Annotated in this window: 29 protein-coding genes; 14 read left to right on the top strand and 15 right to left on the bottom strand. The window is 63.4% G+C overall.

Features of this window, described 5'->3' with window-relative positions; all coding sequences use genetic code 11:
* The first annotated feature begins 91 nt into the window (after positions 1 to 91).
* Positions 92 to 565, top strand: coding sequence for an NUDIX domain-containing protein (locus KIT02_RS07635; RefSeq protein ID WP_297584410.1), 474 nt, complete (start codon positions 92 to 94; stop codon positions 563 to 565).
* Positions 566 to 641: 76 nt separating this feature from the next.
* Here the strand turns inward: KIT02_RS07635 and KIT02_RS07630 are convergent, their stop codons facing one another.
* Positions 642 to 1601, bottom strand: a complete 960-nt coding sequence (locus tag KIT02_RS07630) for a glutathione S-transferase family protein (RefSeq protein ID WP_297584399.1) — start codon at positions 1599 to 1601, stop codon at positions 642 to 644.
* Positions 1602 to 1954: 353 nt separating this feature from the next.
* Here KIT02_RS07630 and KIT02_RS07625 point away from each other — a divergent pair, with 353 nt between their 5' ends.
* The 3 genes from KIT02_RS07625 to KIT02_RS07615 all read left to right on the top strand — a co-directional run bounded on the left by KIT02_RS07625 (position 1955) and on the right by KIT02_RS07615 (position 4382).
* The gene (locus KIT02_RS07625) at positions 1955 to 2503 is read left to right on the top strand and encodes an N-acetyltransferase (RefSeq protein WP_297584392.1); all 549 of its coding nucleotides are present in this window, start codon (positions 1955 to 1957) and stop codon (positions 2501 to 2503) included.
* An 80-nt stretch (positions 2504 to 2583) separates the two neighbouring features.
* Positions 2584 to 3210, top strand: a complete 627-nt coding sequence (locus KIT02_RS07620; protein ID WP_297584389.1) for a CoA pyrophosphatase — start codon at positions 2584 to 2586, stop codon at positions 3208 to 3210.
* Positions 3207 to 4382 (top strand): CCA tRNA nucleotidyltransferase, encoded by a 1176-nt coding sequence (locus KIT02_RS07615; protein ID WP_297584386.1) that lies wholly within the window; start codon positions 3207 to 3209, stop codon positions 4380 to 4382. Before KIT02_RS07620 ends, KIT02_RS07615 begins: the two co-directional genes overlap by 4 nt.
* 38 nt (positions 4383 to 4420) lie before the next feature.
* Here the strand turns inward: KIT02_RS07615 and KIT02_RS07610 are convergent, their stop codons facing one another.
* The 4 genes from KIT02_RS07610 to KIT02_RS07595 all read right to left on the bottom strand — a co-directional run bounded on the left by KIT02_RS07610 (position 4421) and on the right by KIT02_RS07595 (position 7317).
* A complete protein-coding gene (locus tag KIT02_RS07610; protein ID WP_297584381.1) occupies positions 4421 to 4621 on the bottom strand; it encodes a DUF1059 domain-containing protein in 201 nt (66 codons plus the stop codon).
* Positions 4622 to 4690: 69 nt separating this feature from the next.
* Positions 4691 to 5827 carry an AAA family ATPase gene (locus tag KIT02_RS07605; protein WP_297584377.1) on the bottom strand — a complete coding sequence of 379 codons (1137 nt, stop codon included), beginning with the start codon at positions 5825 to 5827 and terminating at the stop codon, positions 4691 to 4693.
* Between the two features lie 135 nt (positions 5828 to 5962).
* Entirely contained in the window at positions 5963 to 6835 is an 873-nt protein-coding gene (gene hemF / locus KIT02_RS07600; RefSeq protein WP_297584374.1) for an oxygen-dependent coproporphyrinogen oxidase, read from the bottom strand.
* Positions 6832 to 7317, bottom strand: coding sequence for a tRNA (cytidine(34)-2'-O)-methyltransferase (locus tag KIT02_RS07595; RefSeq protein ID WP_297585145.1), 486 nt, complete (start codon positions 7315 to 7317; stop codon positions 6832 to 6834). The genes hemF and KIT02_RS07595 overlap by 4 nt, the downstream gene beginning before the upstream one ends.
* Before the next feature lie 229 nt (positions 7318 to 7546).
* Here KIT02_RS07595 and petA point away from each other — a divergent pair, with 229 nt between their 5' ends.
* The 5 genes from petA (at position 7547) to KIT02_RS07570 (ending at position 11133) form a co-directional block, all read left to right on the top strand.
* Complete coding sequence (gene petA, locus KIT02_RS07590) at positions 7547 to 8074, top strand: ubiquinol-cytochrome c reductase iron-sulfur subunit (RefSeq protein ID WP_297584371.1); 528 nt, start codon at positions 7547 to 7549, stop codon at positions 8072 to 8074.
* Positions 8075 to 8088: 14 nt separating this feature from the next.
* On the top strand, positions 8089 to 9339 hold the full coding sequence (locus tag KIT02_RS07585; protein WP_297584368.1) for a cytochrome b/b6: 1251 nt from the start codon (positions 8089 to 8091) through the stop codon (positions 9337 to 9339).
* 14 nt (positions 9340 to 9353) lie between these two features.
* Positions 9354 to 10211 (top strand): cytochrome c1, encoded by an 858-nt coding sequence (locus KIT02_RS07580; RefSeq protein WP_297584365.1) that lies wholly within the window; start codon positions 9354 to 9356, stop codon positions 10209 to 10211.
* A 171-nt stretch (positions 10212 to 10382) separates the two neighbouring features.
* Entirely contained in the window at positions 10383 to 10577 is a 195-nt protein-coding gene (locus KIT02_RS07575; RefSeq protein WP_297584362.1) for a hypothetical protein, read from the top strand.
* Positions 10578 to 10599: 22 nt separating this feature from the next.
* Positions 10600 to 11133, top strand: coding sequence for an adenine phosphoribosyltransferase (locus tag KIT02_RS07570; RefSeq protein ID WP_297584359.1), 534 nt, complete (start codon positions 10600 to 10602; stop codon positions 11131 to 11133).
* A 4-nt stretch (positions 11134 to 11137) separates the two neighbouring features.
* On the opposite strand, the gene KIT02_RS07565 is transcribed toward KIT02_RS07570, so the two are convergent.
* The 4 genes from KIT02_RS07565 to KIT02_RS07550 form a co-directional block, all read right to left on the bottom strand.
* Complete coding sequence (locus KIT02_RS07565; RefSeq protein ID WP_297584356.1) at positions 11138 to 11536, bottom strand: GFA family protein; 399 nt, start codon at positions 11534 to 11536, stop codon at positions 11138 to 11140.
* A gap of 86 nt (positions 11537 to 11622) precedes the next feature.
* Complete coding sequence (locus tag KIT02_RS07560; protein ID WP_297584353.1) at positions 11623 to 12015, bottom strand: VOC family protein; 393 nt, start codon at positions 12013 to 12015, stop codon at positions 11623 to 11625.
* A 92-nt stretch (positions 12016 to 12107) separates the two neighbouring features.
* Positions 12108 to 12638: a dihydrofolate reductase family protein gene (locus KIT02_RS07555; RefSeq protein WP_297584350.1), complete on the bottom strand. Its 531-nt coding sequence runs from the start codon at positions 12636 to 12638 to the stop codon at positions 12108 to 12110.
* 564 nt (positions 12639 to 13202) lie between these two features.
* A complete protein-coding gene (locus KIT02_RS07550; RefSeq protein WP_297584345.1) occupies positions 13203 to 14222 on the bottom strand; it encodes a TerC family protein in 1020 nt (339 codons plus the stop codon).
* A 221-nt stretch (positions 14223 to 14443) separates the two neighbouring features.
* Between KIT02_RS07550 and KIT02_RS07545 the strand changes: the two genes are divergently transcribed.
* Positions 14444 to 14941, top strand: a complete 498-nt coding sequence (locus tag KIT02_RS07545; protein WP_297584342.1) for a hypothetical protein — start codon at positions 14444 to 14446, stop codon at positions 14939 to 14941.
* A gap of 250 nt (positions 14942 to 15191) precedes the next feature.
* Here the strand turns inward: KIT02_RS07545 and KIT02_RS07540 are convergent, their stop codons facing one another.
* From KIT02_RS07540 to KIT02_RS07525, 4 genes are all read right to left on the bottom strand, one after another.
* Positions 15192 to 15536, bottom strand: a complete 345-nt coding sequence (locus KIT02_RS07540; protein ID WP_297584339.1) for a hypothetical protein — start codon at positions 15534 to 15536, stop codon at positions 15192 to 15194.
* A 31-nt stretch (positions 15537 to 15567) separates the two neighbouring features.
* Positions 15568 to 16125 (bottom strand): MaoC family dehydratase, encoded by a 558-nt coding sequence (locus KIT02_RS07535; RefSeq protein WP_297584337.1) that lies wholly within the window; start codon positions 16123 to 16125, stop codon positions 15568 to 15570.
* Entirely contained in the window at positions 16122 to 16601 is a 480-nt protein-coding gene (locus tag KIT02_RS07530; RefSeq protein WP_297584335.1) for a MaoC family dehydratase, read from the bottom strand. The genes KIT02_RS07535 and KIT02_RS07530 overlap by 4 nt, the downstream gene beginning before the upstream one ends.
* 92 nt (positions 16602 to 16693) lie before the next feature.
* Positions 16694 to 17560, bottom strand: a complete 867-nt coding sequence (locus KIT02_RS07525) for an AraC family transcriptional regulator (protein ID WP_297584333.1) — start codon at positions 17558 to 17560, stop codon at positions 16694 to 16696.
* Positions 17561 to 17659: 99 nt separating this feature from the next.
* Between KIT02_RS07525 and KIT02_RS07520 the strand changes: the two genes are divergently transcribed.
* From KIT02_RS07520 to ychF, 3 genes are all read left to right on the top strand, one after another.
* Positions 17660 to 19114, top strand: a complete 1455-nt coding sequence (locus KIT02_RS07520) for an alpha-glucosidase/alpha-galactosidase (protein ID WP_297584331.1) — start codon at positions 17660 to 17662, stop codon at positions 19112 to 19114.
* A 208-nt stretch (positions 19115 to 19322) separates the two neighbouring features.
* Positions 19323 to 20864: a tryptophan halogenase family protein gene (locus tag KIT02_RS07515; RefSeq protein ID WP_297584329.1), complete on the top strand. Its 1542-nt coding sequence runs from the start codon at positions 19323 to 19325 to the stop codon at positions 20862 to 20864.
* Between the two features lie 90 nt (positions 20865 to 20954).
* On the top strand, positions 20955 to 22052 hold the full coding sequence (gene ychF / locus KIT02_RS07510) for a redox-regulated ATPase YchF (RefSeq protein WP_297584327.1): 1098 nt from the start codon (positions 20955 to 20957) through the stop codon (positions 22050 to 22052).
* 170 nt (positions 22053 to 22222) lie between these two features.
* Here ychF and KIT02_RS07505 read toward each other — a convergent pair whose 3' ends face one another.
* The gene (locus tag KIT02_RS07505) at positions 22223 to 23044 is read right to left on the bottom strand and encodes a phytanoyl-CoA dioxygenase family protein (protein ID WP_297584325.1); all 822 of its coding nucleotides are present in this window, start codon (positions 23042 to 23044) and stop codon (positions 22223 to 22225) included.
* A gap of 84 nt (positions 23045 to 23128) precedes the next feature.
* Here KIT02_RS07505 and KIT02_RS07500 point away from each other — a divergent pair, with 84 nt between their 5' ends.
* Entirely contained in the window at positions 23129 to 23950 is an 822-nt protein-coding gene (locus tag KIT02_RS07500; RefSeq protein ID WP_297584323.1) for a helix-turn-helix domain-containing protein, read from the top strand.
* On the opposite strand, the gene KIT02_RS07495 is transcribed toward KIT02_RS07500, so the two are convergent.
* Positions 23947 to 24867: a helix-turn-helix domain-containing protein gene (locus KIT02_RS07495; RefSeq protein WP_297584321.1), complete on the bottom strand. Its 921-nt coding sequence runs from the start codon at positions 24865 to 24867 to the stop codon at positions 23947 to 23949. The two genes, KIT02_RS07500 and KIT02_RS07495, sit on opposite strands and share 4 nt — an antisense overlap.
* Positions 24868 to 24966: the final 99 nt, after the last annotated feature.

Below are 24966 nucleotides of genomic sequence, written 5' to 3'. Positions count from 1 at the left end.
GGGTGCCCAGGGGGCCGATGCGGCGCGAAAGACAGTTGGCCGCGGCGCCGAAATTGCCTAGCCATGGAACCCAAAGGCAGGAGTTCGGCCCATGATGAATCGCTTCCAGCGGGTGCGCGCCCGCATCTTTCTCACCCTCAAGGGCCTGTGGCTGCGCATGACGGTTGGCGCGCGGGTGATGGTGGTGGATGGCGACAAGGTGCTGCTCATCCGCCATCGCCACATTCCCGGCTGGCAGTTTCCGGGCGGTGGCGTGGGGCCGGGCGAGACATTCGAGGAGGCCGGCGCGCGCGAATGTGAAGAGGAGACCGGGTTCAAGCCCGTGGGCCCGATGCAGCTTTTCGGCCTCTATCATAATTCGAGCACGGTCACGAACCGCGACCACGTGGCCTTCTTCGTCTGCAAGAGGTTCGAAAAAGTCTCGGACATGAGCCACAGCTTCGAAATCGCCGAAGTGGGCTGGTTCGACCGGCGGTCGCTGCCGAGCGAGGTGACGCCTGCCACCTCGCAGCGGATCGACGAGTATTTCGATGGCGCGGAAAAGCGCACCATCTGGGGGTATTAGGGCGGACCGTTTTTGCCGGAAACCAGAGGTTCCCGCTTTCGCGGGAATGACCCGGTGGTTGGCGCGCGGTTTGCGGTCAGTCCAGGTAAGGCAGTTCGGGGCCGATCGGGATGATCCGGTGCGGGTTGATGGTGGTGTGGCTCCAGTAGTAGTGCGTGCGGATATGGTCGAGGTCGACCGTTTCCTTGATGCCGGGCACTTCATAGAGCGCCTTGAGATAGTGGCTGAGATTCGGATAGTCGGCGATGCGCTTCCGGTTGCACTTGAAGTGGCCGACATAGACCGCATCGAAGCGCACGAGCGTGGTGAACAGCCGCCAGTCGGCCTCGGTGATGCTGTCACCGGTGAGATAGGCTGTCTCGCCCAGCAGGCCCTCGACCCAATCGAGCGCTTCAAAGAGTTTGAAGACTGCCTCGTCATAGGCATCCTGCCTCGTCGCGAAGCCGGCCTTGTAGACCCCATTGTTGATGTCGTCATAGACGCGCGCATTGATGGCGTCGATTTGCGGCCGCAGGGCTTCGGGATAGTAGTCGTCGGTATTGCCGGTCAATTCATCGAAGGCCGAATTGAACATGCGGATGATTTCGCTGCTCTCGTTGGAAACGATGGTGCCGGTTTTCTTGTCCCAGAGCACCGGCACGGTCACGCGGCCGGTATAGTGCGGATCGGCCTCGGTATAGACCTGCCAGAGCGTGTCCTTGCCCAATAGGGCATCGCCGGTCGACCCTTCTTCCTTGTTGAAACTCCAGCCGGTCTCGTCGGGCATTTTCGGTGAAACGACGGAGACGGAGACGAGCTCTTCGAGGTTCTTGAGCTTGCGGAAGATCAGGGTGCGGTGGGCCCAGGGGCAGGCGAGCGACACATAGAGATGGTAGCGGCCGGCCTCGGCGGCGAAACCGCCGGTGCCGCTGGGCCCCGGCTGGCCATCGGGGGTGATCCAGTTGCGGTAGCCGGACTGGCTGCGCACGAATTTGCCGTCGGATTTGGAGGTGTCATACCATTGGGTGGACCAGGTTCCGTCGATCAATTGTCCCATGTCGGGCCTCTTTCGGTCATCTTGCTGTCGGCTTGCCGGACTAGACCAATTCGGCCCGAGCCCTGTCGTTCCCCAAAACCTAGGCAGGATGGATGCGGGGGAAAAGGCCGCGATGGCGCAACAGTGCGTTATGCATTCGGGGCATAGCGGCAGAGCGTGGAGGAAACTGGTGCGATGGGCAGAACAATCCCATTTACGCGATGTTTCGCGGGTGCTAATGCGGAACCAGACGTGGAGGCGTCCAGGATGGTGAAGGTATTGCAGGTGAACCGACGACCCTAGTTGGTCGTTTAGCGCAGTGGGCTTCGGGCCGACTGCAACTTGCTGTGCACACTTTCGCGGATACCTGAGACATGACCACGCCCCTCGCGGCCAAGGCCGCTGCTTCCCCGCTTTCCGGCCAGCCCACGGTACGGCCTGCCACCGCCGACGACGATGTGTTCGTCGAAGACCTGCAGGCAATTGCCTTTGGCCCGGGCCGGTTTGCCCGTACCGCGTTTCGCGTGCGGGAGCGGTTCGCCATCGATCCGGGCCTGAGCCTGATTGCCGAAGTCGATGGCACGCCGTGCGGCTCGGTATGGATGACCCCGATCAGCGTTGGCGGCATCAAGGGTTATCTCTTGGGACCATTGGCCACTCACCCCAATTTCCGCAAGCGCGGCGCCGGCAAATTGCTGGCGCGGGAAGTTTCCGAACGCGCCCTGGCGCGCGGCGAGGGGCATTTCGTGCTGCTGGTCGGCGACCAGGACTATTATTGCCCGCTGGGCTGGGAAATCACCACGCCGGGCGCCATCAAGTTCCCCGGCCCGGTGGATACCAGCCGCGTGCTGCTGCTGGCCGAGGACAAGAGCCTTGCCAAGTCGCTGGCCGGCTCGATCGCGGCTTTCGACGCCGGCAAATAGATGCCACGCAAAAAGGGATGCGGGCGGGCGGCGGCTTGACTACAGTCGATCCGCCACTTCCCGTGCCCTCGGAACCCGCCGTGAGTATTGACAGCGATATAGCAAGCCAGCTGGCGGCGCGCCTCTTGAGCGCCCCGCCGGTGCGTGGCAGCGCCGAAAACCTGGTGCCGGACTGGCAGCCGCCAAAACCCTTCGAGCGCCCGCCGGTGCCTGCCGCGGTCCTGATCGCCCTGGTGCGGCGGCCGGAGGGGCACACCATACTCTATACCGAGCGCTCGCCAGACCTCCGGGCGCATTCGGGCCAGGTGGCCTTTCCCGGCGGCAAGGTGGACGGCGCCGATGCCGATATCGCAGCCACCGCCCTGCGCGAGGCGCAGGAGGAAGTGGGCATGGCGCCGGGAGACGCGACGATCCTTGGCTATATGCCGATCTATTTCACCGGCACCAATTACCTCATCACCCCGGTCGTGGCGGAAGTGGTGCCCAGCGCCCCCTTCGTGCCCAACCCTGCGGAAGTCCACTCGGTGTTCGAGGTGCCGCTGCGGCGGATTCTGGACAAGAGCACCTATGGCCGGTTCCGGATTTCGCGCAATGGCCGCGAGCATTCCACCTGGCAGATCGATCACGACGGCCACACTATCTGGGGCATTACCGCCAATCTGACGCGGCTGTTTCGCGATATGGCGCTCGATGAGGTCGCGGCGTGATCCCGGAGCGCCTGACGGCGGCCGAATGGCTCGCGCGCCCGGAGGTGCAGACCATTTTTGCAGTGCTGGAGGGTGACGCCGGGCGGACGCGGGCCGTCGGCGGCATCGTGCGCGACAGCCTGATCGGGGCCAGTCGCGACGGTGCCGATATCGACATGGCCACCGAACTTCTGCCGGTGGCGGTGATGCAGAAGGCCAAGGCCGCGGGCATTGCCACATATCCCACCGGCATCGAGCACGGCACGGTGACGCTGAGGCTGGGCGCCACCAGTGTCGAGGTGACCACGCTGCGTCAGGATGTGCGCACCGATGGGCGCCATGCGGAAGTCGTGTTCGGCAGCGACTGGGCGGCCGATGCGGCGCGGCGCGACTTCACCATCAACGCCCTTTACTGCCATGCCGATGGCCGTCTCTATGACCCACTGGGCGGGGCGGGAGACCTCATCAATGGCCGGGTCCGGTTTATCGGAGAGGCGGCGCGCCGCATTGCCGAGGACGGCCTCCGAGTTTTCCGGTTCTTCCGCTTTTCGGCCAGCCACGGTGGCGAGCAGTTCGATGCCGAGGGGCTGGCCGCCTGCCAGGATGCCGCCGATGATCTCGACCACATTTCGCGCGAGCGGATCGGCTCGGAAATGATGCGGATGCTGGGCCTGCCGCGCATTGCCCGCACGCTGGGTGTGATGGATCAATTCGGCCTCGTTCGCATTGCGCCGGGCGCGGGCGAAGCCTTGTTGCGCTACGAGGCCCTTGGCGGCGCCTCGCCCATGGCGCGACTGGCCCTGCTGGGCCGGGAAAGCCTTGAAACCCGCCAGGCGGATTGGCGCCTGAGCAATGGCGCGGTCAGCCATGCGCAAAATATTGCCGACGCCGCTGCCATGCTGCGCGCCGGAGACGTGGGTTGGGCTGCCTACAGGTTTGGCGAGGATGCGGTGGAAGGTCTCGCGGTCGCGGCGGCCGAGGAAGGCTGGTCCCGCGACCGGCTGGCGGAAACGGCGCGCGACCTTGGCCGCCTGCCGGTCGCGCCCCTGCCGGTCAACGGCTCCGACCTGGTCGCGCGCGGCATGAAGGCCGGTCCCGAAATGGGTGCGGCGCTGGCCATTCTTGAGCGCGCCTGGGTGGAGAGCGGGTTTTTGCTCGACAAGGACGCGCTGCTCGACCGGATTTTTCATTGAACCCAAACAAAAGCCCCGGCGAACCGGGGCTTTTCAGGTCAGTGTCTGGTCTTGCTGCCCATGTCGTCGACATCGACAATGCGTTCCTTGATGCGCTCGACCATATCGGGGCGCACCTCAGTCTCGCCATTGAGGTTTCTCATGTTTTCGACGGCGCGACGGACCACTTCGGCCTCGGTCTCGGCCTCTGCACGCCAGGTGGACCCTGGGATCAACGTGCCGGAATCAAAGCGTTTCATTGCTGAACCTCCTTGCTCGCGCGCCAGTGGCGCGTCTTAGGAAACTCCTGGGACGGGATTTGGTTCCGCTTATTCGTCCGAAAAGATGCCGATCTGGGAGAGGCCTTCGATCCAGGTGCCGCCATCCTTGCGGATGACCCGGCGCGGTTCGATGCCCGTCTGGTCGGCAATCAGCTGCGCGAGCGTGGTCGAATGGGTGACGACCCAGATCTGGCTGCGTTGCGCCGCCCGGGCAATGGCGGTGGCGAGCGCCGGAAAGAGATCGGGATGGAGAGACGCCTCGGGCTCGTTGAGCGCGATGAAGGGTGGCAATCGGTACGAGAGGAGGGCGCCCAGCAGCGCCAGAAACTGCAATGTGCCGTCCGACAGTTCCGCCGGCCCGAAGGCGCGTTTCGGCGTCTCGGCAAAGGTCATGGTGAAACCGGCCGTACGCTCGGGCGGCGGCACGTCGAGCCGGCACCCGGGAAAAGCCTGCTGCAGAATGGCGTCGAGATCGGTCGTGTCCTGTCGGATATGCACCAGCGTTGCCAGCACCGCGCCAAGATTGCCGCCATCGGCATCCAGCGTCGGGGCGGTCACCGCCAGCGAAGGCCGGCGCAGGACCGATTCCGGATCGGTGCGAAAGCCATGGTAGAAGCGCCAGCCGAGGAGGAGATGGCGCACCGCATCCAGTTCGGGGAGGGTGCCGCGCAGGGCCGACAGGGCGGTCTCGCTGGCCAGGAGCGGCATGTCGAGCTGGCGCCGGGCGCCGGTCTCGTCCCGATACCAGGCGGCCGGCCCCTTCCGCTCCAGTAAGGTCACGGGCCGCCGCCCCGGCAGAATTAGGCTTTCCGACTTGATCTGCGGCTCCTGCTCGAAAACCGCTTCAAAGCGGGAGTCGCCGAAGCCCACCTCGACGCAATAGCGGGGCGTGAGGCCCGCCTCCTCGTCATCGGGGCGGACGGTATCGATCCCCACCTCAAGCGTCAGCCTTGGCCGGTCACCCTGCTTTCGCTCACCCGCCCAAAGCACAGATGCGAGGCCCCCCTCGCGCGCCAGGGCATGGGCTATGTCGCCGGAAGCGGCGGCGCGGACGAGTTCGAGGGCGCGATAGAGATTGGTCTTGCCGACCCCGTTGCCGCCGACCAGCACCGTCAGCTGCCGCAATGGCAGGCGGATCGAGCGGATCGAACGATAGAAGCTGATGTCGATATCGGTCAGGGACATGGGCGGAGTTTAAGCAGGACGAGACGGGCTATGCCATACGGACTTCCCCCACACTGCACCATCCGCCGGGTGGTTTGCCCTGTTCCACGCATGGATTCCGGCCTGCGCCGGAATGACCCGGCGAATACCCTTTAATTAGGGCCACTTCACCGCGGGCGGCATGGAGGAGAGGATGGAATTCACATTGCCTCCGGTCTTGAGCCCGAAGGTGGTGCCCCGGTCGTAGAGCAGGTTGAATTCCACATAGCGGCCGCGCCGTACGAGCTGCTCGTCGCGCTGTGCCTCGGTCCAGGGCGTGTCGTAATTGCGACGGACGAGTTCAGAATAGATGGCGAGGAAGGCTTCCCCGACCGCCTGGGTGAAGGCGAAGTCGGCGTCCCAGTCACCGGAATTGAAGTGATCGTAGAAGATGCCGCCGGTGCCGCGCGGCTCGTTGCGGTGGGGCAGGAAGAAATAGTCGTCGCACCAGGCCTTGAAGCGGTCGTAGTCGACGCCCGGCCGGTCGGCGCAGGCGGCGCGCATGGCGGCGTGGAAATCCACCGTGTCCCGGTCTTCCTGGCTGCGACGGGCATCCAGAACCGGCGTCAAATCGGCGCCGCCGCCCCACCACTGCTTGCCGGTGACGATCATGCGCGTGTTCATGTGGACCGCCGGAATATTGGGATTCCAGGGATGGACGATCAGCGAAATGCCCGAGCTCCAGAAGGCCGTACCGGCCTCGGTTCCCGGCATCTGGCGGGCGAAATCTTCGGAAAAGTGGCCATGGACGGTGGAGATGTGGACGCCTGCCTTCTCGAAGACGCGCCCATGCAACATGCCCATTTCGCCGCCGCCACCAGCCTGGCGATCCCAGGGGGTGCGCTCGAAGCGGCCGGGTGGCAGGTCGGCGTGGTGGGCGCCGCCTTCGTCCTCGATGGTCTCGAATGCAGCATGAATGCGATCGCGCAGGGTGCGAAACCAGGCGCTGGCAAGGGTTTTCTTGTTTTCGATATCGGCGGGCAGGGTCATGGCGGGGAAATGGACCTATCGGTAGCGTGTGTAAAGTGGCCAGTCTGTCTCAGGGCCTCTCCCACTATCATGGCGCCGGCAACGGCCACATTGATCGAGCGCAAACCGGGCTGCATGGGAATGCGCAGGCGCAAATCGGCGTCCTGGGCCACAGAATCGGGCACCCCGGCGCTTTCCCGGCCCAGCATGAGGACATCGCCGGGGCGGTATTCAGCATCGTAGGCCGAATCCGACCCCCTGGTGGTCAAGAGGACGAGCCGACGGCCCGCTTCGGCCTGCCAAATGCGGAAAGCGCCGTAGGACACGTGTTCGACGAGCACCGCTTTGTCGAGGTAATCCATACCGGCGCGGGCCAGATTGCGATCCGTGAGGGCAAAGCCGGCGGGGTGGATGACGTGGACCCGCACCCCCAGGCAGGCACCGAGCCGCAGCAGGGTGCCGGTATTGGCGGCGATGTCTGGCTGATAGAGAGCGAGGTCGATGGTCATGCGCGGGCAGGGTGTGGGAATGGTGGCGGCCGGGTGGTTGGCTTGGGTATAGTGTCGCAGTTGTCAGCTGTCATGCCCGGCACTCTGGACAAGTGCCAATGACAGTGCAAAAAGGACCATACCTGACGGGCCGCTTGAGGGCGCACGGCGGTCGATTCTGCTTACGCGGACGACCTGGCCGAGGCCGGCTCCGTCGAATATGCATGTTACGGGGATACGGACCTTGGCCACGCAAGTAGAACATTCTTCCACCAACCGGCGCGACTTTCTCTATGTCGCTACCGGCGCTGTCGGCGCGGTCGGCGCAGCCGCCGTGGTCTGGCCGCTGATCAATCAGCTCAATCCCGACGCCTCGACCCTGGCCCTGGCCAGCATCGAATTCGACGTCAGCGCCATCCCCGAAGGCCAGTCGGTGACCATCACCTGGCGCGGCCTGCCGGTGTTCGTGCGCCACCGCACGGCTGTCGAGATCGAAGAGGCCAAGGCCGTTCCACTGAGCGACCTCAAGGATCCCGAGACCGACGAGCAGCGCACCAAGGAAGGCTACGAGCAGTGGCTGGTGATGATTGCCAACTGCACGCATCTGGGTTGCATTCCCGTCGGCGAGTCCGGTGACTTCGATGGCTGGTTCTGCCCATGCCATGGTTCGCACTACGACTCGGCCGGTCGCATCCGTCGCGGTCCCGCACCCAAGAACCTGGTCGTGCCGCCTTATGAATTCGTCAGCGATACGCTGATCCAGATCGGTTAGTGGGGGCTTTTCCGATGTCCGAACATTCTACCTATACTCCCGGAAATGCCGTCGAGAAGTGGCTCGATGACCGCCTGCCGGTGGTGCGCTTCGCCAAAGAGCACCTGATGGATTTCCCCACGCCGAAGAACCTCAACTACTGGTGGACCTTCGGCGCCATCCTGGTCATGTGCCTTGGCGTTCAGATCGTCACCGGCGTCATCCTGGCGATGCACTACACGCCGAATGTGGGCATGGCGTTCAATTCGGTCGAATTCATCAAGCGCGACGTCAATGGCGGGCGCATTATCCAGGCCACCCACGCCGTGGGGGCTTCCATGTTCTTCGTCGCCCTCTACATCCACATTTTCCGCGGCCTGTTCTACGGCTCCTACAAGGCGCCGCGCGAGATCATCTGGATTCTGGGCGTCCTGATTTTCGTGCTGACCATGGCGACCGCCTTCATGGGTTACATCCTGCCCTGGGGGCAGATGTCCTTCTGGGGCGCCACCGTGATCTCGAACATTTTCTCCGCCATTCCGCTGGTCGGCGAGAATATCAAGCAGCTGGTGCTGGGCGGCTTCGCCGTCGGCAACCCGACGCTCAACCGCTTCTTCTCGCTGCATTACCTGCTGCCGTTCATCATCGCGGCCGTGGTGGGGCTGCATATCTGGGCGCTGCACGTGCCGGGCAACAACAACCCGATTGGCGTAGAGGTCAAGGATAGCCGCGATACCGTCCCCTTCCATCCCTACTACACGATGAAGGACCTGTTCGCGATGGTGCTCTTCATGATCCCCTTCGCATGGTTCGTGTTCTTCGCTCCGGACATTCTTGGTCATCCGGACAACTACATCATGGCCAACAGCATGGTGACGCCCGCGGAAATTGTCCCGGAATGGTACCTGTTGCCGTTCTACACCATCCTGCGCGCCATCGACTTCAACGTGCTCTTCATCGACAGCAAGCTGGGCGGCGTGATTGCCATGGGCGGCTCGATGCTGATGCTCCTGATCGTGCCGTGGCTGGATACGTCCAAGGTGCGTTCGGGTTCGTTCCGTCCGATGTTCAAGTGGTTCTTCGCGCTGTTCGTGATCAACTTCATCGGCCTGATGTATCTGGGCGCACAGCCGGCTGAAGGCATCTATGTCACCCTCGCCAAGGTCTGCACCGCGTTCTACTTCATCTACTTCCTCGTCGTGCTGCCTGTGTTGTCCCGCATTGAGACGCCCAGGCCGCTGCCGACGAGCATTTCCGAGAGCGTTCTCGGCAAGGCACACGCGTGATCGGGGCAAGCAACATGCGCAAGAACAAGTTCTTCCTGGCCGCCGCGTTTGTACTGGCGGGCCTCGCTTCCGGCCCGGCACTCTCGGCGGAAGCCACCGGAGTGCCGGTGGAACGTCAAAGCTGGTCGTTTGCCGGCATCTTCGGCACCTATGACGAAAACCAGCTGCAGCGCGGCTTCCAGGTTTTCCGTGAGGTCTGCTCGAGCTGCCATGGTGCCAAGCTGGTTTCCTTCCGCAACCTTGAGGAAGAGGGCGGCCCGGGATTCTCCGAGGAACAGGTCAAGGCTCTCGCAGCCGAGTATCAGATTGCAGACGCCACCGTCGAAGGCGGCGTCCGCCCGGGCATACCGGCGGACCGCTGGCCCTCGCCCTTTGCCAATGACCAGGAGGCCCGTGACGCCAATGGCGGCGCGTTGCCCCCGGACTTCTCGGTTCTGGCCAAGGCCCGCGGCGTCAAGGACCCGTTCCCGACCTGGGTGTTCAACTACTTCACTGCATACCAGGAAGGCGGCGCGGACTATATCAACGCCCTGCTGACCGGTTATCACGAGGAAGTGCCGGAAACCGCTCCGGAAGGCTTCGAACTGCCTGAGGGCAAGTATTACAACGACTACTTCCCGGGTCACGCCATTGGCATGGCGCCGCCGCTGGCGGATGGCTCGGTGACCTATGTTCCGGGTGAAGACGGCGTTGAAGTGCCGCAGACGCTCGAGCAGTACGCCACCGACGTTTCGGCCTTCATGATGTGGATGGCCGAACCGCACCTGGTCAGCCGCAAGCAGACCGGTTTCGTGGTGCTGCTGTTCCTCGTGCTGTTCGCGGGCCTGATGTATGGCACCAAGCGCAAGCTCTGGGCCGGCATCGAGCACTGACGTCCGGCCGCTCCGCGGCAAAATCGCCCCACTGAACTGATTTGACAGGGCCCGTTCGGGCCCTGTTGCTTTTGGTCACCCCAATTTGCGCCGCCTCCGGCGGGTCCGCCCTTGCCTTTGCCACCCGCAGCCGCGATATTGGGGCTGTTCCGGGTTGTTCGAGGAGCTGCGATGTCCGCCGTTCGCCTTGCCGTCACCGTGGTCAGCACGGCCATTGCGGTCAGCCGCCACCCCGTGGTGCGCGCCGGCGTGCAGGCCGTGGTCAACAATCCCAAGACGCGCGAGACCGCGATCTCCACAACGCGCAACGTGGCCTATAATGCGGGCGTCATCGCCCGGCATCTGCTCGGCCGCAACAAGTCCTGACTTTTCCAGCATAGGCTCATCGATGTCGCTCGACCTGAAGTCGCTCGTCCGCACGATCCCCGACTATCCCAAGAAGGGGATCCTGTTCCGGGACATCACCACGCTGATCGAGCATCCCGAAGGCTTTCGGGAAAGTGTCGAGCGCATTGCCGCTCAGTATCGCGATGGCGGCTTCACCCATGTGGCGGGGATCGAGGCGCGGGGCTTCATTTTCGGCGCGGGCGTTGCCATCGCCATGGGCGTCGGCTTCGTGCCGGTGCGCAAGCGCGGCAAGCTGCCGGGCATCACCATCGGGCAGAACTATGTGCTCGAATACGGCGTCGATACCATCGAGATCCACGCCGACGTGCTCAATGAACACCACAAGGTTCTGCTGGTCGATGATCTGATCGCCACCGGCGGCACGGCCATTGCCGCCGTCGGCCTGATCCGGCGCACCGGCGCCGCCTGCGACCACGCCGCCTTCGCCATCGATCTGCCCGATATCGGCGGCGCGGCCAAGCTCAAGGCCGAAGGCGTCGCCGTCAGCTCATTGATGGCGTTCGAGGGGCACTGAGCCCTCACCAGGCGCTGCGGCCATCCACTTTTTCCACCGTGACCGCGGCCCAATCGAGATCGTCGATCAGGTTGAGGTTGACCGCATAGGTGCGCTCGGTCGGCATGGCATTGGCGTCGCCATTCTTGGGCGTGCCATCATTGTTGTAAAGCGAGGCCCAATCGGGAGAATCGCCCCAGGTCTGCATGCCGCAGGTGCTGCAGAAGTGATGGTGGTTCATGCCGCTAGGGGAATAGGTGCTGTCGCCCGCAAGCGACAGAAAGGTCAGCTCGCCCGGCTTGTAATAGGCCCAGATCGCGCCGGTGCGGGCACAGAAGCTGCAATTGCAGGATTTTGCGTGCGTCGGCGGGGCGGGCAGGGCGATCCTGGTGGCGCCACAGTGGCAGGTCGCAGTCAGCGTCATGGCATCGGTCTCCGGTTTCTCATCCGGATCATGCCACCGGGGCGCTGACAGGCTGTGTCAGCACCAGGGGCCACCCCTGTACAGGGTTAGGCGGCCAGCGCCTCGCGCTTGTCCACCAGGCAGAACTGGTTGCCTTCCGGATCGCGCATCACCGTATAGGTGGGCAGGACGCGGTCGACGCTGGCGCCAGCATCGGTCAGCCGCTGGACCTCACCGGCGCGATCGAGAACCTGCACGTCGAAATGGACGCGGTTATTGTCGGGCCGCTGGCCATCGACATTCTGGAAGCAGATCGAGGGGCCCGGTCCATCGATCATCACGGTGCCGGGCAGCTCGGTGTCGAGGCCAAGCGCGGCGCTGATCGCGTCATTGGTGGGATCGGTGCCGCGAACTTCGTAGCCTTCGAGCAGTTCGGCCCAGAACGGGGCCAGTTTTGCTGGTTCCGCACAGTCAAAGACGATCTCGTGGATGGCGCCCATGGCCTGTCTCCTTTGTCCTTTGACATTTCGTTAACGGGCAATTGCGGCAAGAAAGGTGCAGGGTCCGGTGCGGGCATCGGACCCTGCCCGTGTCATGATTTCCTGTAGTCGAGCAGGACCACGCCGCTCTCGTAGGTTTCGGTGCTGGTCAGGGTAAAGCTGCCCACGCCGTCGAAGTCCTCGAACAGGCGGATACCCTGGCCATAGACAAGGGGCGAGACCTTGAGCCGGATGGCGTCGATGCGCCCTTCGGCGAGCAGGAAACCCGCGAGCTTGCCGCCACCGCAGAGATAGATCGGCCCATCCACCTCCGCCTTGAGGCGGTCGATGGTGGCCAGTGCATCGTTCCGCACGACATGCAGATTGGCGCGATCCGGCAAGGCGATATTGCGGGAAACAACGTGGTGGGGCCTGTCGCCATAGGGCAGGTCGCCCGGCTTCATGCCGTAGGCATAGCCGATTTCATAGGTGGCCCGGCCCATCACGATGGTGCTGTAGGCGGCGAGCTGCGCCTGATAGGCGTCCGCGTGGTCTCCGGTCATGGCAAAGCCAGGAACCGTGCCGTCGGGCTTGGCGATGTAGCCGTCCATGGTGGTTGCGACGTGGTAGATCAGATCTTGCATTTGTACTCCATTTCTGGCCCCGGCCGGAGCCGGGGCCGCCTGGTTCAGTTGCGCTGCAGCTTGGCCATCAACGCATCAAGGGAGGGCAGGGGCGCGGCGCCCGGCACAGGTTGGGGGCCTTTTCGCGGGTCCTTCCTCGGTTCGGGTTGGGGCGCGCCATGGCGAGGCACGTTGCTTGTGTGCTTGACCTGGGTCGGGCGCTGGAACTGATTTTTGGGCATGAGACATCCTCTCCGCCCGGCGCGGATGGCGCGGGCTGGCTGGAACGGGCAATGCGCGGCGCGGCCGCGCGATGAAGCGGTTTTGGGTAGGACGCCGGGATGCGGGGGAGCCAGGAGGGCCGAAGCTAGTTCGGGCACACCACTGATCGATCGATCTCGCCAAACCACGCAGCCAGCACGATCCGGTCACACGCCTGGCGTGGAGCGGAAGGGGTTGCGGCGTCCTGTGCGAGTTCTCAGATCATTTCGGGTGCGAAACCTCCGGTTTGGTGCCGGAAGATAGGCAAAAAGAAAGGCCGGCGTCAACCGCCGGCCTTTCCGCGTTCGATTTGAGGCGTTCCGATTACGGCTCGAGCTGGCCGGTCTCGGGCTTGTCTTCGGCGCTGATATTGGGCTCGTTGCGGGTCTTCCACAGCGAGTACAACACGCCGCCGGCCAGGATGGAGATGGTCACCACCAGCGAGAGCAGGGTGTCGATGTGGATATGCAGCGGCACGAGGAAGATCTTGATGCCGATCAGCACCAGGATGATCGCCAGGGAGATCTGCAGGTAGCGGAAGCGGTTCATGGCAGCCGCCAGTGCGAAGTAGAGCGCGCGCAGGCCCAGGATGGCGAAGATATTGGAGGTATAGACGATGAAGGTGTCCTGCGTCACCGCGAAGACGGCCGGCACCGAATCCACCGCAAAGATCAGGTCGACGATCTCGACCATGATCAGGGCCACGGCCAGCGGCGTCAGCCAGGTGACGATCTTGCCGGTCTTGGGATCAGGCTCCTTGACCGTAAAATTGCGGCCATGCAGCTTGTTGGTGATGCGGAAGTGCTTGCGCAGGAAGATCAGGATCTTGTTGCTCTCCATGTCCGGCTCGTCGTCGGAATGGGAGAACATGCGGATGCCGGTGAACACCAGGAAGGCGCCGAACAGGAACAGGATCCAGTTGAAGTTGTTGACGAGAGCCGCGCCCACGCCGATCAGCACTGCCCGGAACAGGATCACGCCGAGAATGCCCCAGAACAGCACCCGGTGCTGATAGAGCCGGGGGATGCCCAGGAAGCCGAAGATGGTGGCGATGACGAACATGTTGTCCATCGCCAGGGATTGCTCGATCAGGTAGCCGGTGAAAAATTCCAGCCCCGACTCGGCGCCGCGGCTGAACCAGACCCAGGTACCGAAGGCCAGGGCAATCAGCACATAGAAGCCATAGAGCAGCAGGCTCTCCTTGGCTTCGATCTCGTGCTCATCGCGGTGCAGGATGCCGAGGTCGAAAACAAGCAGGCCGATAACGATCGCGATAAACGCGACCCAGAAATAGATGGGTGTACCAAGAAAATCGCCCGATAGGGCGGCAAGAAGCGATTCCATCGCCGGACCTTCTCCATGTGAGTTTTGGAGCAGTTCCGACATCGCCGTAGCAAGGGGCTACGACCAGAGGGGCCCGGCACTGCCCCATGAAAATGCGCGAAACTGCGGAGAAATTCAAGCCCCCGCCTGTTTGGTCCGCATTGAACATTGGGCTGAGGCGGCTTCAACCGGTCAAATCTGGAGGGATTGCTCCGGTCTGCGCAGTGATCTAGCGTCCGCCCATGTGCACGCTTCGCGCCGCCACCACCGCATCCCTCATGTCACTGGCCCTCGTTTCGCCGGCCGTGGCCTGCACGCCCGAGCTTTACAGCCGGCTTGAGCAGTCCCTGCCGTCCGACCCGGACGAGACCATCGAGACTTTGGACATCCAGTCGACCGAAGGCGGGGAGTGGCAGGTGTGGCACAAGCAGGGCCGGGCCCGGCTGGTGGCGCGCATCGACTATGGCGAAATGGGCCGCCAGGAAACGCAACTCGTGGTTCAGTCACCGGCGGCCTATGGCGTGACCCAGACCCGCTATGTCTATTCGGTGCCGATCTACCTCGAAGGCTCGGCGCTGGTGCGCAAGGAGACGGATTTCTATCTGTTCTGCGATGGCGCGCTGGTGCTGCCGCCGGAAGACCTGGGCGCGTTTCCGGAATATGAAGCGGCAGCAGAAGCGGCTCGGTCGGTGTTCGACGCGCCGGAAATTGCCGCGTTCTTGCCGGACCTCAAGCGCTAGTCGCGCTTCACGATTGGAGGGAAACGGCGGAGCCTTTCCCTTCTCCCCTGAGGGGAGAAGAGCCTGCCCCGGACTTGATCCGGGGTGGCGCGAAGCGCCGGATGAGGGGTTCACCGTCGCGTTCTTGCCGAGAAGCTTTCACCCCTCACCCCAGCCCTCTCCCCTGAGGGGCGAGGGGGCGATGGAGCCGATCGGTCAGGTCATGGCTGAAAGGGTTCGGGGGTCAGTCACTCCACCCGGACAAGCACCCTCACCGCGGATTGCACAGCATGACGATGGCGTCGGCGGTTTCCAGTTGCATGGCCATGCCATAGGTCTGGTCGTTGATCAGCCGGCCGGCCTGGATGCCTCCATTGGCGCGGAAATTGCCGTCGTTGAAACCGACGCCGTCCTGGTAGGGCGTGATGGTGCCCGTGCCGGAATTGGGATCATTGGACGCGCGCGAAGCCCAGCCATAGACCTGGCCATATATGGTCAGGATGCCGGCGCGATTGGTGGTCGCGTCGCGGCAACTCCAATTGCCCTGAAAAGCCTGGGCAAAGCCCGGCGTGGCGGAAAGGACGGTCAGGGCAAGGCAAAGGGCGAATCGGCGCATGAATGCAGAGTGCCGGGCCCCTTGCGCGGTTTCAAGCCTTGCCAGCGATGCGCGGACCGATCAGCGGCAGTCTGGTGAGCGCGAGCAACAGCCGGAGCTTCAGCGGCATGCGGTAGTCCCGCAATTTCGAGAAGCCGACCAGGTCTGACCGATAGACGAGTTCACCATGCTGATTGACGGCCGTCAGGCGGTTGAACAGCAGGCCCCAGCCCGGAATGGAATTGGAAGGCCGCTTGCCGGTGACCACCAATTCGTAGGTCACGGTATCGCCCGGGCGAACCGGCGCCTTGAAGTCCATGGAGTTGACCCCGGGGGAGGGACCGGAGACGCCCGGTTCCTGGCCCAGGCCGCGCAGGCGTTCTTCCTCGGCAAAGAGGGCATCCACCATCTTGCGGTGACCAACGCTGACCGTGTGCCAGCCCGAAGCGATCAGGCCGCCAAAGTGGCTCTGGCGGGCCAGTTCCGGATCGGTGTGGAAATATTGCGGATCATAGAGCGTGGCGAAGCGGATGATTTCCGCTTCGGTAAAAGTGTGGCTTCCCAGGGGAAAGGCCTCGTCGATGATGATGTCTTCGAACCAGCGGGTCATGCGGCGTCCTCCGCGTGGCGGCACTCGACCAGATTGGCCAGGCGCATGGTCAGCACCGGCTGGTTCTTCTGATTGCGGACATCGAAATCGAGCGTGACAATGCCCCAGTGCGGATGGCTGGAGGATCGCCGCAACTCTGCAATGGTCACGGTGCCGCCGATTGTGTCGCCGACCATGACCGGGGTTTTCCATTTGAGATCGCGGAAGCCGAGGCCGCCACAGGACGCTATCGTGGACAGGAACCTGTCGACCAGCATCCGCAGGCTCAGCGCGCCGGTTTGCCAGCCCGAGGAGGCCAGGCCGCCGAGCAGGCTCTCCTTGGCGGCTTTCTCATCGAGGTGAAACGGGAACGGATCGAATTCGCGTGCGAAGGTGACGATCATGTCCTTGCTGACGGTGGTGTGGCCCAGGTCGATGGTCTCGCCGACGGCGAGATCCTCAAAATGGCGACGGTCCTTGGTGACTGGATTGGTCATTTGCTTGCCCTATACGTCAACCTGCTTCTCGCATGCCTTGTCCATCCGGGCAAGTTTGCATCGGCCAGAGATGCCGCCGGCCTTGTCCAGGATCAACCCGATTCCAACCGCGTGGCGCGAAAGGCCAGCGGCGCCAGCCCGCGCTGGCGGCGAAAGCTCTTGGCGAGGTAATTGCCATCGGCAAAGCCGGTCAGCCCGGCAATGTCGCCCACCGTCATCTCCGTCGCCAATAGCAGGCGCTCGACCCGTTCCAGCCGACGGGTCATGACGAATTCGGAGGGGCTTGTGCCCATTGCCGCCGAGAAGCTGCGAACGAAGTGGGCGCGGCTCATCTCGGCAATGTCGGCCAGATGCCCCACTTGCAGATTGCCGGCAAGGTGCGCCTCGATGTGGGCGACGACGCGCGCCAGGGCGGCGGGCACGGGCGTTTCCGGCGCCGGTTTCGTGCCGAAGGTGCCGTCATGGAGCGCGGTCATGGCCGAATAGGCGGCGACCGATGCCGCGCCCGGTGTCAGCTCCGCGCCGGTCAGAACCGACAGGCAAGCTGCGGCGAGGCGGTCGACAAGGTCGGCTTCCAGCGTCACGACCGGTCCGGCGCCGTCGAGGATTTCCCGGGCCAGCCGCAGGGCCTCACGGCCATTGAGCAGCAGCCAGAAATACTCCCAGTGCCCACCCCGTTCCAGCCAGTAGCGATGGGCGTGGGGCGTGGTGACGATCATGGTCTGGCCGGGCGACAGCCTGTATTGGGCGCCGCCATAATCGAGCCGCCCCTCGCCGAACGTGGTGTGCTGGATAACTAGGAACGGGGCCGAGCCGCGCTTGGTGCCGTCCCAGGAATAGACCTCGTTCATGCGCTGTTCGTAGCCGGCGCTCACGGCCATGCAGTGCAGTGGCGCGGCGCTGCGCGACAGGGTGAGCCGCCGGATGTCGTGACCGTGCTGGAGAAGCTGACTGAGCACAAAATTACCCACATTGGCACAAGCTTTCTCTACACCCGCCAGAGCGAAAACGCTAGCAATGTGCTAACGAAATCGGCCCATGCGGCTGGGGAGAAACAGATGTCCTTCAAGGTTACAGTCATCGGCGCCGGATCGGTCGGGTTCACCAAGACCCTGATTTCCGATCTGTTGAAAGTGCCCGAATTCGCCGATTGCGAGTTCGCGTTGACCGATATCAACGCGCACAATCTCGACATGGTGAAGCAGATCATCGAGACCATTGTCTCGGTGAACAAGCTGCCGGCCAAGGTCACCGCGACCACCGATCGCCGCGCCGCCCTTACCGGTGCGCGCTACATCATGTCCTGCGTTCGCGTCGGGGGGCTCGAGGCTTTTGCCACCGATGTGAACATTCCGCTGAAATACGGTGTCGACCAGTGCGTCGGCGACACCATCTGCGCCGGCGGCATCATGTATGGCCAGCGCAACATTCCGGTGATCCTCGATTTCTGCAAGGATATCAGGGAAGTGGCCGAGCCGGGCGCCTTGTTCCTCAACTATGCCAACCCCATGGCTATGAATACCTGGGCCGCCCAGAAATATGGTGGGGTCAATGTCGTGGGCCTCTGCCACGGCGTGCAGCACGGCGCGCACCAGATCGCCGAAGTGCTGGGGGTCACCGACGACGAGCTCGACTATGTCTGCTCGGGCATCAATCACCAGACCTGGTATATCGACATCCGCGCCAAGGGCCGCAGGATCGAGAAGGAAGAGTTGATCGCCGGCTTCGAGGCGCACCCGGTCTATTCAAAGACCGAGAAGGTCCGCATCGATGTGCTCAAGCGTTTCGGCGTCTATTCGACCGAGAGCAATGGACACCTGAGCGAGTACCTGCCCTGGTATCGCAAGCGTCCTGACGAGATCAATCGCTGGATCGACATGAGCCACTGGATCCACGGCGAGACCGGCGGTTACCTGCGCTACTCGACCGAGCGCCGGAACTGGTTCGAGACGGATTTCCCCGTGTTCCGCGAGGAAGCGGCCAAGCCGTTGAGCGAATACAAGCGCACCAGCGAACATGCCAGCTACATCATCGAGGCCATCGAGACCGGCCGGGTCTATCGCGGCCATTTCAACACCCGCAATAACGGGATCATCACCAACCTGCCCGACGACGCGATCATCGAGAGCCCCGGCTATGTCGATCGCTTCGGCATCAACATGATCGAGGGCATCACCCTGCCCACGGCCTGCGCCGCGACCTGTTCGGTGTCGGTTTCAGTGCAGCGGATGTCCGTCGAAGCCGCCATGGCCGGCGATATCGACATGCTGAAACTCGCGGTGTTGCATGATCCGCTGGTTGGGGCCATCTGCACGCCGGACGAGGTCTGGGCGCTGGTGGATGAGATGGTTGTCGCCCAGGCGCAGTGGCTGCCGCAATATGCCGACGCCGTCCCGGCCGCCAAGGAGCGGCTGGCCAAGTCCACGGTCAAGACCCGCGAGTGGGAAGGCGCCGCCCGCAAGCGCGTGCGCCCGGTCGAAGAACTGCGCGAATTGGGCAATGCCCACCACTAGGCCCATCTAATCCGACGCGACCTCCCGAGCGTCACCTGCGGCCCCGGCGAAAGCTGGGGCCGTTTTCCTTGTGCGGCCCTTGCGCCGCCCTGCTTGGCGGCTCGGCGCGCGCCGTCATTCGGCTGTCCAGGCATTTCTTCCGGTTTTCACAGATAGTCTTGTCGGCGCTCCTTCTGCCAAATAGCGTGGCCTTGGGGAGGACTGGCGTGTGGACAAACCTGCGCATTTCGTCATCGTCGGCGGGGGGACTGCCGGATGGATTGCGGCGTTCATTATTCAGGATGAGGCCCGGCGCCGCGGGCTGAACATCCGTATTTCCGTCGTTGAAAGCTCGCGTATTCCTACTGTTGGCGTGGGCGAAGCGACGACGGCGGCGTTCCGCGTCCTGCTCAAGCATTTCGGCATCGACGAGTTCGAATTCTTCCGCAAGACCGATGCCAGTTTCAAGCTCGGGATCCGGCACGAGGACTGGCGCCGCAAGGGCTTTACCTATTACGGGCCGATCGACGATCCGCACCAGGTGGTGCAGGCGCCGCCCGGCGCGCCGAGCGACTATCTCAACGTCTATGCGGTGGCGGCCGGAAGGCCGGTTCAGGAGATGCATCTGTTCCAGCACCTTCTGGAGCAGAAGAAGGCGCCCTATGCCCAAAAGCCGGACGGCTCGCTGATCCCGCTCGGGCCGTTTCACCACGCCTATCACTTCGACCAGGCCCTGGTGGGCAAGTTCTTCGCGTCCAAGTCCCGCGGCGTCGAAAAGGTCGATGCGATGGTTGCCGGCGTCGAAAGGGACGGGGAGACCGGCGATATCGCGGCTTTGGTGCTCGATGACAATCAAAGGCTCGAGGGCGATTTCTTCATCGATGCGACGGGCTTTCGCAAGCAGATCATCGTCAAGGCGCTGGAGGCGCCCTGGGTGTCCTATGCCCATGAATTGCCGGTCAACCGGGCATTGCCGTTCTGGGTGGATGTGAAGCCCGGCGAGGAACTGGCCATTTACACCCGGGCCTGGGCGCAGAGCGCGGGTTGGATGTGGCAGATCCCGACGCGGACACGCTATGGCTGCGGCTATGTCTATTCCGACGAATTTTCGACGCCCGAACAGGCCAAGGAGGAGGTCGAACGCGTGCTGGGGCACGAGATCGAAGTCCGGGGCGATATCCGTTTCCAGATCGGCCGGCTGGAAAAGGCCTGGATCGGCAATTGCGTGGCGGTCGGCCTGAGTTCGAGTTTCCTCGAGCCGCTCGAATCCACGTCTATTCACGGCACCATCGTGCAGATGATGTTGTTCGCCCAGCGCTATATGGACATGCCGGGGCGGATCACCCCGGCGGCGCGTGATGACTACAATGCCCGGGTCGGCCGGCAGGTCGATGATTTCCGCACCTTCGTCAACACGCATTACGTGACCGAGCGCGACGACACGCCGTTCTGGCGGGAAGTGCGGGCCAATCGCATCCATCCCGAGACGCGCCAACGGCTTGAGCGCTGGAAAACCGAAATGCCACGCCACGAGCATTTTCCCAGTTATCTCGGCGGCCTGCCGCATATCGAAACGCAATTGCACTATCCGGTGCTCAATGGCCTGGGCCTGCTCGACCAGCAGGTGGCCCGGCGCGAAATGGAGGCCGATCCGGCCCTTCGCCGATTTGCCCAAAAGACTTTTGACGGGCTGGTGACCGAATACCGCGCCGCCGCCCGGCAGGCGCTGGGGCACCGGCAGTTTCTGGACATCGTGCAAGGCATGGATTGACGGGTAGCGCGGAGGGCGCAGGGGCCGTGCTGGATTGACATCGCGGCCGATACCACCCAATTGGAGCCCAACAATTTCCTGGAGATACCCATGGGCTTCAAGATGGGCATTGTCGGCCTGCCGAATGTCGGCAAGTCGACACTTTTTAACGCTTTGACCCGGACTGCCGCCGCGCAGGCCGCCAATTTTCCGTTCTGCACGATCGAACCCAATGTGGGCGAGGTGTCGGTGCCTGATCCGCGCCTGGAAAAGCTCGCTGCCATCGGCAAGTCGGCGCAAATCCTGCCGGCCCGCATGAGCTTCGTCGATATTGCGGGCCTGGTGAAAGGGGCCTCGCAGGGAGAGGGCCTGGGTAATCAGTTCCTGGCTAATATCCGCGAAACCGACGCCATCGCCTATGTGCTGCGATGCTTTGAAGATTCCAATGTCATTCACGTGTCCAACCGCGTCGACCCGCTGGCCGATGCGGAGGTGGTGGAAACCGAACTGATGCTGGCCGACCTCGAAAGCCTCGAGAAACGCCGCGCCGGCGTCGAGAAGAAAGCCAAGGGCAATGACAAGGACGCCAAGCTGACGCTGGACCTGATCGACCGCTCGCTGGCCGTGCTGCGCGAGGGCAAATCGGCGCGTTTCGTCAAGCGGGAGGCCGAGGAAGAAAAGGCCTTCACCGAACTGCAATTGCTGACCAGCAAGCCGGTTCTCTACGTTTGCAATGTCGACGAGGGATCGGCGTCGACCGGCAATGCGCTGTCGGCGCGGGTCGAGGACTATGCCAAGGCCAATGATGCCGGGGTGGTGATCATCTCGGCGGAGATCGAAAGCCAGATGGCGCAACTCTCCGATGAAGAGCAGGCCGAATATCTCGAGACGCTCGGACTTGACCAGCCGGGGCTGAACCGGCTCATCCGCGCGGCCTATGACCTTTTGAGCCTGCAGACCTATTTCACCGTCGGCCCCAAGGAAACCCGCGCCTGGACCATTCATCGCGGCGACAAGGCTCCGCAGGCGGCCGGCGTCATCCACACCGATTTCGAGCGCGGATTCATCCGGGCCCAGACCATCGGCTACGAGGATTTCGTGACGCTGGGTGGCGAAGTGCCCGCCAAGGAAGCCGGCAAGGCCCGCGATGAAGGCAAGGAATATGTCGTCAAGGACGGCGACGTGATGCTGTTCAAGTTTAATACTTAGGACCGGCCGCTTCGCGGAAAAATCGCTCCAGTGGAGCGATTTTAGGTCCTAAGGCCATGAGACCTACGGTCGAATGGCTGGCAACACTCACCGGCCGTCACGCTCCGGCCTCACCCGGGGGAGAAGGTCCCTCGGGTCAAGCCCGAGGGCGACGATCCGTGTTTGGGCTACTAGTGTGGCCCGGCCGGTAGCGCCTGCGTCGTGCCGCAGGGACCGCCGTCCATGTTGATGGCGATGTCCTGCCGCGCGCCGTCAAAGCTGAGGGCCTCATACCAGTGGCTGATTTCGGCGGTGCTGGCGGGCACATAGTGGAAAATCAGCGACCGGCGGAAGCGGTCGGCGCTGGTATTGGGTGTCGATCCGTGAATGACGCTGCCGTTGAAGAACAGCACGTCGCCTGCCTTCAGTTGCATCATCTGCGGTTCGAGACCGGGTGGTGGTTCGACATGCTCGGTGGTGAAGAACAGGGCCGGGTCGGCCTGTTCGGGACAGGCGATGTCGAGCATGGCGGTCTGGGGCACGCACATCATGCCGCCATTGCCGGCGTCGGCGTCGTCAACTGCGATCCACGCGGCCATGCAGGTTCCCGGTTTGACGCGCAGGTAGAAATTGTCCTGGTGCAGATCCTGGCCGCGCGCGCCGGGTGGCTTGAAATAGAACATCGACTGGCAGGCCAGCGGTTCCTCGCCGAAGAGGTCGGCAAGGATGGGCCGGAACCGCGGGTCGAGCATGTAGCGCATGGCGAGCCGGCCAACGGCTTTGTCGGCATGCTTGTGCGGATGCATCATGCGCGGATAGCGGCTGAGCGGGTCATTGGCTGAACTGCCACGGGGCGTGTCTGACAATCCGGGCACCGGACCGTCAGCAGCCTGCTGCATGAAGGCTTCCCGGATCTCTGCAATTTCGTCCGGGGTCACGAGGCCGCGGATGGCGAGGAAGCCATCGCGCTCGAAGCATTCGGCCTGTTCAGGGGTGAGACTGGCATAGGTCATGTGGGCCTCCAATGGATATGAGGCTAGGCGGGAGGCCGACGGAACGCCATGGAACATGCTGCCGAACGCATGTAATATCCTGCTATGATCATTGACGAAGGCACCCCTTATCAACCGCGTCAGCGGCTGCTGACCGGGCATTTCCATGAGATATCAGGCTATCGCGCCGTCCGCAGGGGTGGCGTGGCAGACTGGCTGCTGGTGCTGACGACAGGCGGTCGCGGGCGGTTCGGACATGCCGGTGGCGACCTCGTTGTCGAGGACGGCGACTGGGTGCTGGTCCGGCCGGGGACGCCGCACGACTATGGCGTCGAAGCGGGGCTGGAGCGCTGGGACCTGCTCTGGGCGCACTTCCAGCCGCGCGCCGACTGGATGGATTGGCTCGCCTGGCCAGCCGTCGCCGACGGGCTGATGCATCTGAGGCCAGATGGCGCGCTGGGCGCGCAGCTGCGGCAACAGTTCCTGGCTGTGCACGCGCTCAGCAGCAGTGCGGAAAGGCGGCGGGAGGCATTGGCGTTCAATGCGCTCGAAGCCTTGCTCCTGGGCTGCGATGCCGGCCTGGAGAAGCGGCAGCCGCTGCTCGACCACCGTATCCGGCGGGCGCTGCACCATATCGAGGACAAGCTGACGCAAAAGCTGCTGATCGAGGACATTGCCAGCGTCGTGGGCATGTCCGCCTCGCGCCTGGCGCATCTGTTTCGGGCCGAGACCGGCACGACCCTGCAGCGGCACATAGAACTGCGCCGGATGCAGATGGCCGCCGACCTGCTGCGCCGCACCAGTTTCCCGGTCAAGCAGGTGGCCGCCTCGACCGGCTTCGAGAGCCAGTTCTATTTCTCGCAGCGGTTTCGCAAAATCATGGGCTTGTCGCCGCAACAGTTCCGGGCGCGTGAGGATCGCGGCTAGGAAATCGTGTCCTTGCGCATCTGGCTCGGGGTCATGCCATAGGCCTTGCGGAAATGTTCGTAAAACTGGGTCTGGCTGACAAAGCCGGACTGGAAGGCGACATTGGCGATGGACAGGCTGCCATCGAAGAGCAGGCTGCGGGCCCGGATCAGCCGCATCCGGGTGACGAATTTCTGCACCGAGATGTGCATGACCTTGGTGAACAGGTTTGTCGCGTAATTGGGATGCAGGCCAACGACCTTGGCGATCTCTTCGGCCGAGAGCGAGTCGGTGATGTTTTCCACGATATGGCGCACCATGCGCACGACATATCGCACGGGGGTCGCCGTTCGGGTCCGCGCGCCGGATTTTTCGACCCAGGCCGGCAGCAGCGTATCCCAGCCGGTGATGGCGGCGCGGCGGAACATGGTGGCGATTTCGGTGCGCACCAGGTCGGTGCGCATGGAATTGCCGCTGCGATAGTCGCCGTGCCAGCGCTCAAGGGTTTCGAGCCCGATGCAATCGGGCAGCAGCTGGATGACCCCGCCGCCCATCAGGGTTTCAGTCAGCCGGCCCAGTTGCGGCATTTCGAGAAATGCATCCATGGGCAGGTAGATATTGAGCTGCCGCCCGTCTGTTCCGACATCGCGCAGGCCGGTCATCTGGTGGGGAATGCCGGCCCAGAAGGCGACCAGCCGGTTTGGTCCGACGGTGAGGGGGCCGCCATCGAACACATAGTCCATGCTGCCGCGCGTCAGCCAGTTGAATTCGACATGCCCATGTGTGTGGGGTTGCGGCATGACCTGGGGCGGGAAGGCCCGGATGCCGAAGCGGCCGAAGGCCTTGCCGGTGGCATAGAACCGCCGGTCGGGGCGTGGCGTGGGCCGGGGCGGCTTTTCCCGCTGGCCTTGCGGCAGCAGGGTTGACCCATCAATCATACTTTTGCCCCATATCTTAGAAATCCGGAATTAGTCTCTATCATTCCGGATTGTTTCCGCTTTGGCAAGGCGTAGGCTTTCCTCATGCGCGGGGTGGGT

Source organism: Devosia sp. (assembly GCF_025809055.1).
Taxonomy (GTDB): domain Bacteria; phylum Pseudomonadota; class Alphaproteobacteria; order Rhizobiales; family Devosiaceae; genus Devosia.
This window is presented reverse-complemented; position numbering and strand designations above follow the sequence as displayed.

Coding starts and splice junctions, on each gene's coding strand:
- KIT02_RS07635 (WP_297584410.1), top strand. CDS start 92: ATGATGAATCGCTTCCAGCGGGTGCGCGCCCGCATCTTTCTCACCCTC.
- KIT02_RS07630 (WP_297584399.1), bottom strand. CDS start 1,601: ATGGGACAATTGATCGACGGAACCTGGTCCACCCAATGGTATGACACC.
- KIT02_RS07625 (WP_297584392.1), top strand. CDS start 1,955: ATGACCACGCCCCTCGCGGCCAAGGCCGCTGCTTCCCCGCTTTCCGGC.
- KIT02_RS07610 (WP_297584381.1), bottom strand. CDS start 4,621: ATGAAACGCTTTGATTCCGGCACGTTGATCCCAGGGTCCACCTGGCGT.
- KIT02_RS07605 (WP_297584377.1), bottom strand. CDS start 5,827: ATGTCCCTGACCGATATCGACATCAGCTTCTATCGTTCGATCCGCTCG.
- hemF (WP_297584374.1), bottom strand. CDS start 6,835: ATGACCCTGCCCGCCGATATCGAAAACAAGAAAACCCTTGCCAGCGCC.
- KIT02_RS07585 (WP_297584368.1), top strand. CDS start 8,089: ATGTCCGAACATTCTACCTATACTCCCGGAAATGCCGTCGAGAAGTGG.
- KIT02_RS07580 (WP_297584365.1), top strand. CDS start 9,354: ATGCGCAAGAACAAGTTCTTCCTGGCCGCCGCGTTTGTACTGGCGGGC.
- KIT02_RS07575 (WP_297584362.1), top strand. CDS start 10,383: ATGTCCGCCGTTCGCCTTGCCGTCACCGTGGTCAGCACGGCCATTGCG.
- KIT02_RS07570 (WP_297584359.1), top strand. CDS start 10,600: ATGTCGCTCGACCTGAAGTCGCTCGTCCGCACGATCCCCGACTATCCC.
- KIT02_RS07565 (WP_297584356.1), bottom strand. CDS start 11,536: ATGACGCTGACTGCGACCTGCCACTGTGGCGCCACCAGGATCGCCCTG.
- KIT02_RS07560 (WP_297584353.1), bottom strand. CDS start 12,015: ATGGGCGCCATCCACGAGATCGTCTTTGACTGTGCGGAACCAGCAAAA.
- KIT02_RS07555 (WP_297584350.1), bottom strand. CDS start 12,638: ATGCAAGATCTGATCTACCACGTCGCAACCACCATGGACGGCTACATC.
- KIT02_RS07550 (WP_297584345.1), bottom strand. CDS start 14,222: ATGGAATCGCTTCTTGCCGCCCTATCGGGCGATTTTCTTGGTACACCC.
- KIT02_RS07545 (WP_297584342.1), top strand. CDS start 14,444: ATGTGCACGCTTCGCGCCGCCACCACCGCATCCCTCATGTCACTGGCC.
- KIT02_RS07540 (WP_297584339.1), bottom strand. CDS start 15,536: ATGCGCCGATTCGCCCTTTGCCTTGCCCTGACCGTCCTTTCCGCCACG.
- KIT02_RS07535 (WP_297584337.1), bottom strand. CDS start 16,125: ATGACCCGCTGGTTCGAAGACATCATCATCGACGAGGCCTTTCCCCTG.
- KIT02_RS07530 (WP_297584335.1), bottom strand. CDS start 16,601: ATGACCAATCCAGTCACCAAGGACCGTCGCCATTTTGAGGATCTCGCC.
- KIT02_RS07520 (WP_297584331.1), top strand. CDS start 17,660: ATGTCCTTCAAGGTTACAGTCATCGGCGCCGGATCGGTCGGGTTCACC.
- ychF (WP_297584327.1), top strand. CDS start 20,955: ATGGGCTTCAAGATGGGCATTGTCGGCCTGCCGAATGTCGGCAAGTCG.
- KIT02_RS07505 (WP_297584325.1), bottom strand. CDS start 23,044: ATGACCTATGCCAGTCTCACCCCTGAACAGGCCGAATGCTTCGAGCGC.
- KIT02_RS07500 (WP_297584323.1), top strand. CDS start 23,129: ATGATCATTGACGAAGGCACCCCTTATCAACCGCGTCAGCGGCTGCTG.
- KIT02_RS07495 (WP_297584321.1), bottom strand. CDS start 24,867: ATGATTGATGGGTCAACCCTGCTGCCGCAAGGCCAGCGGGAAAAGCCG.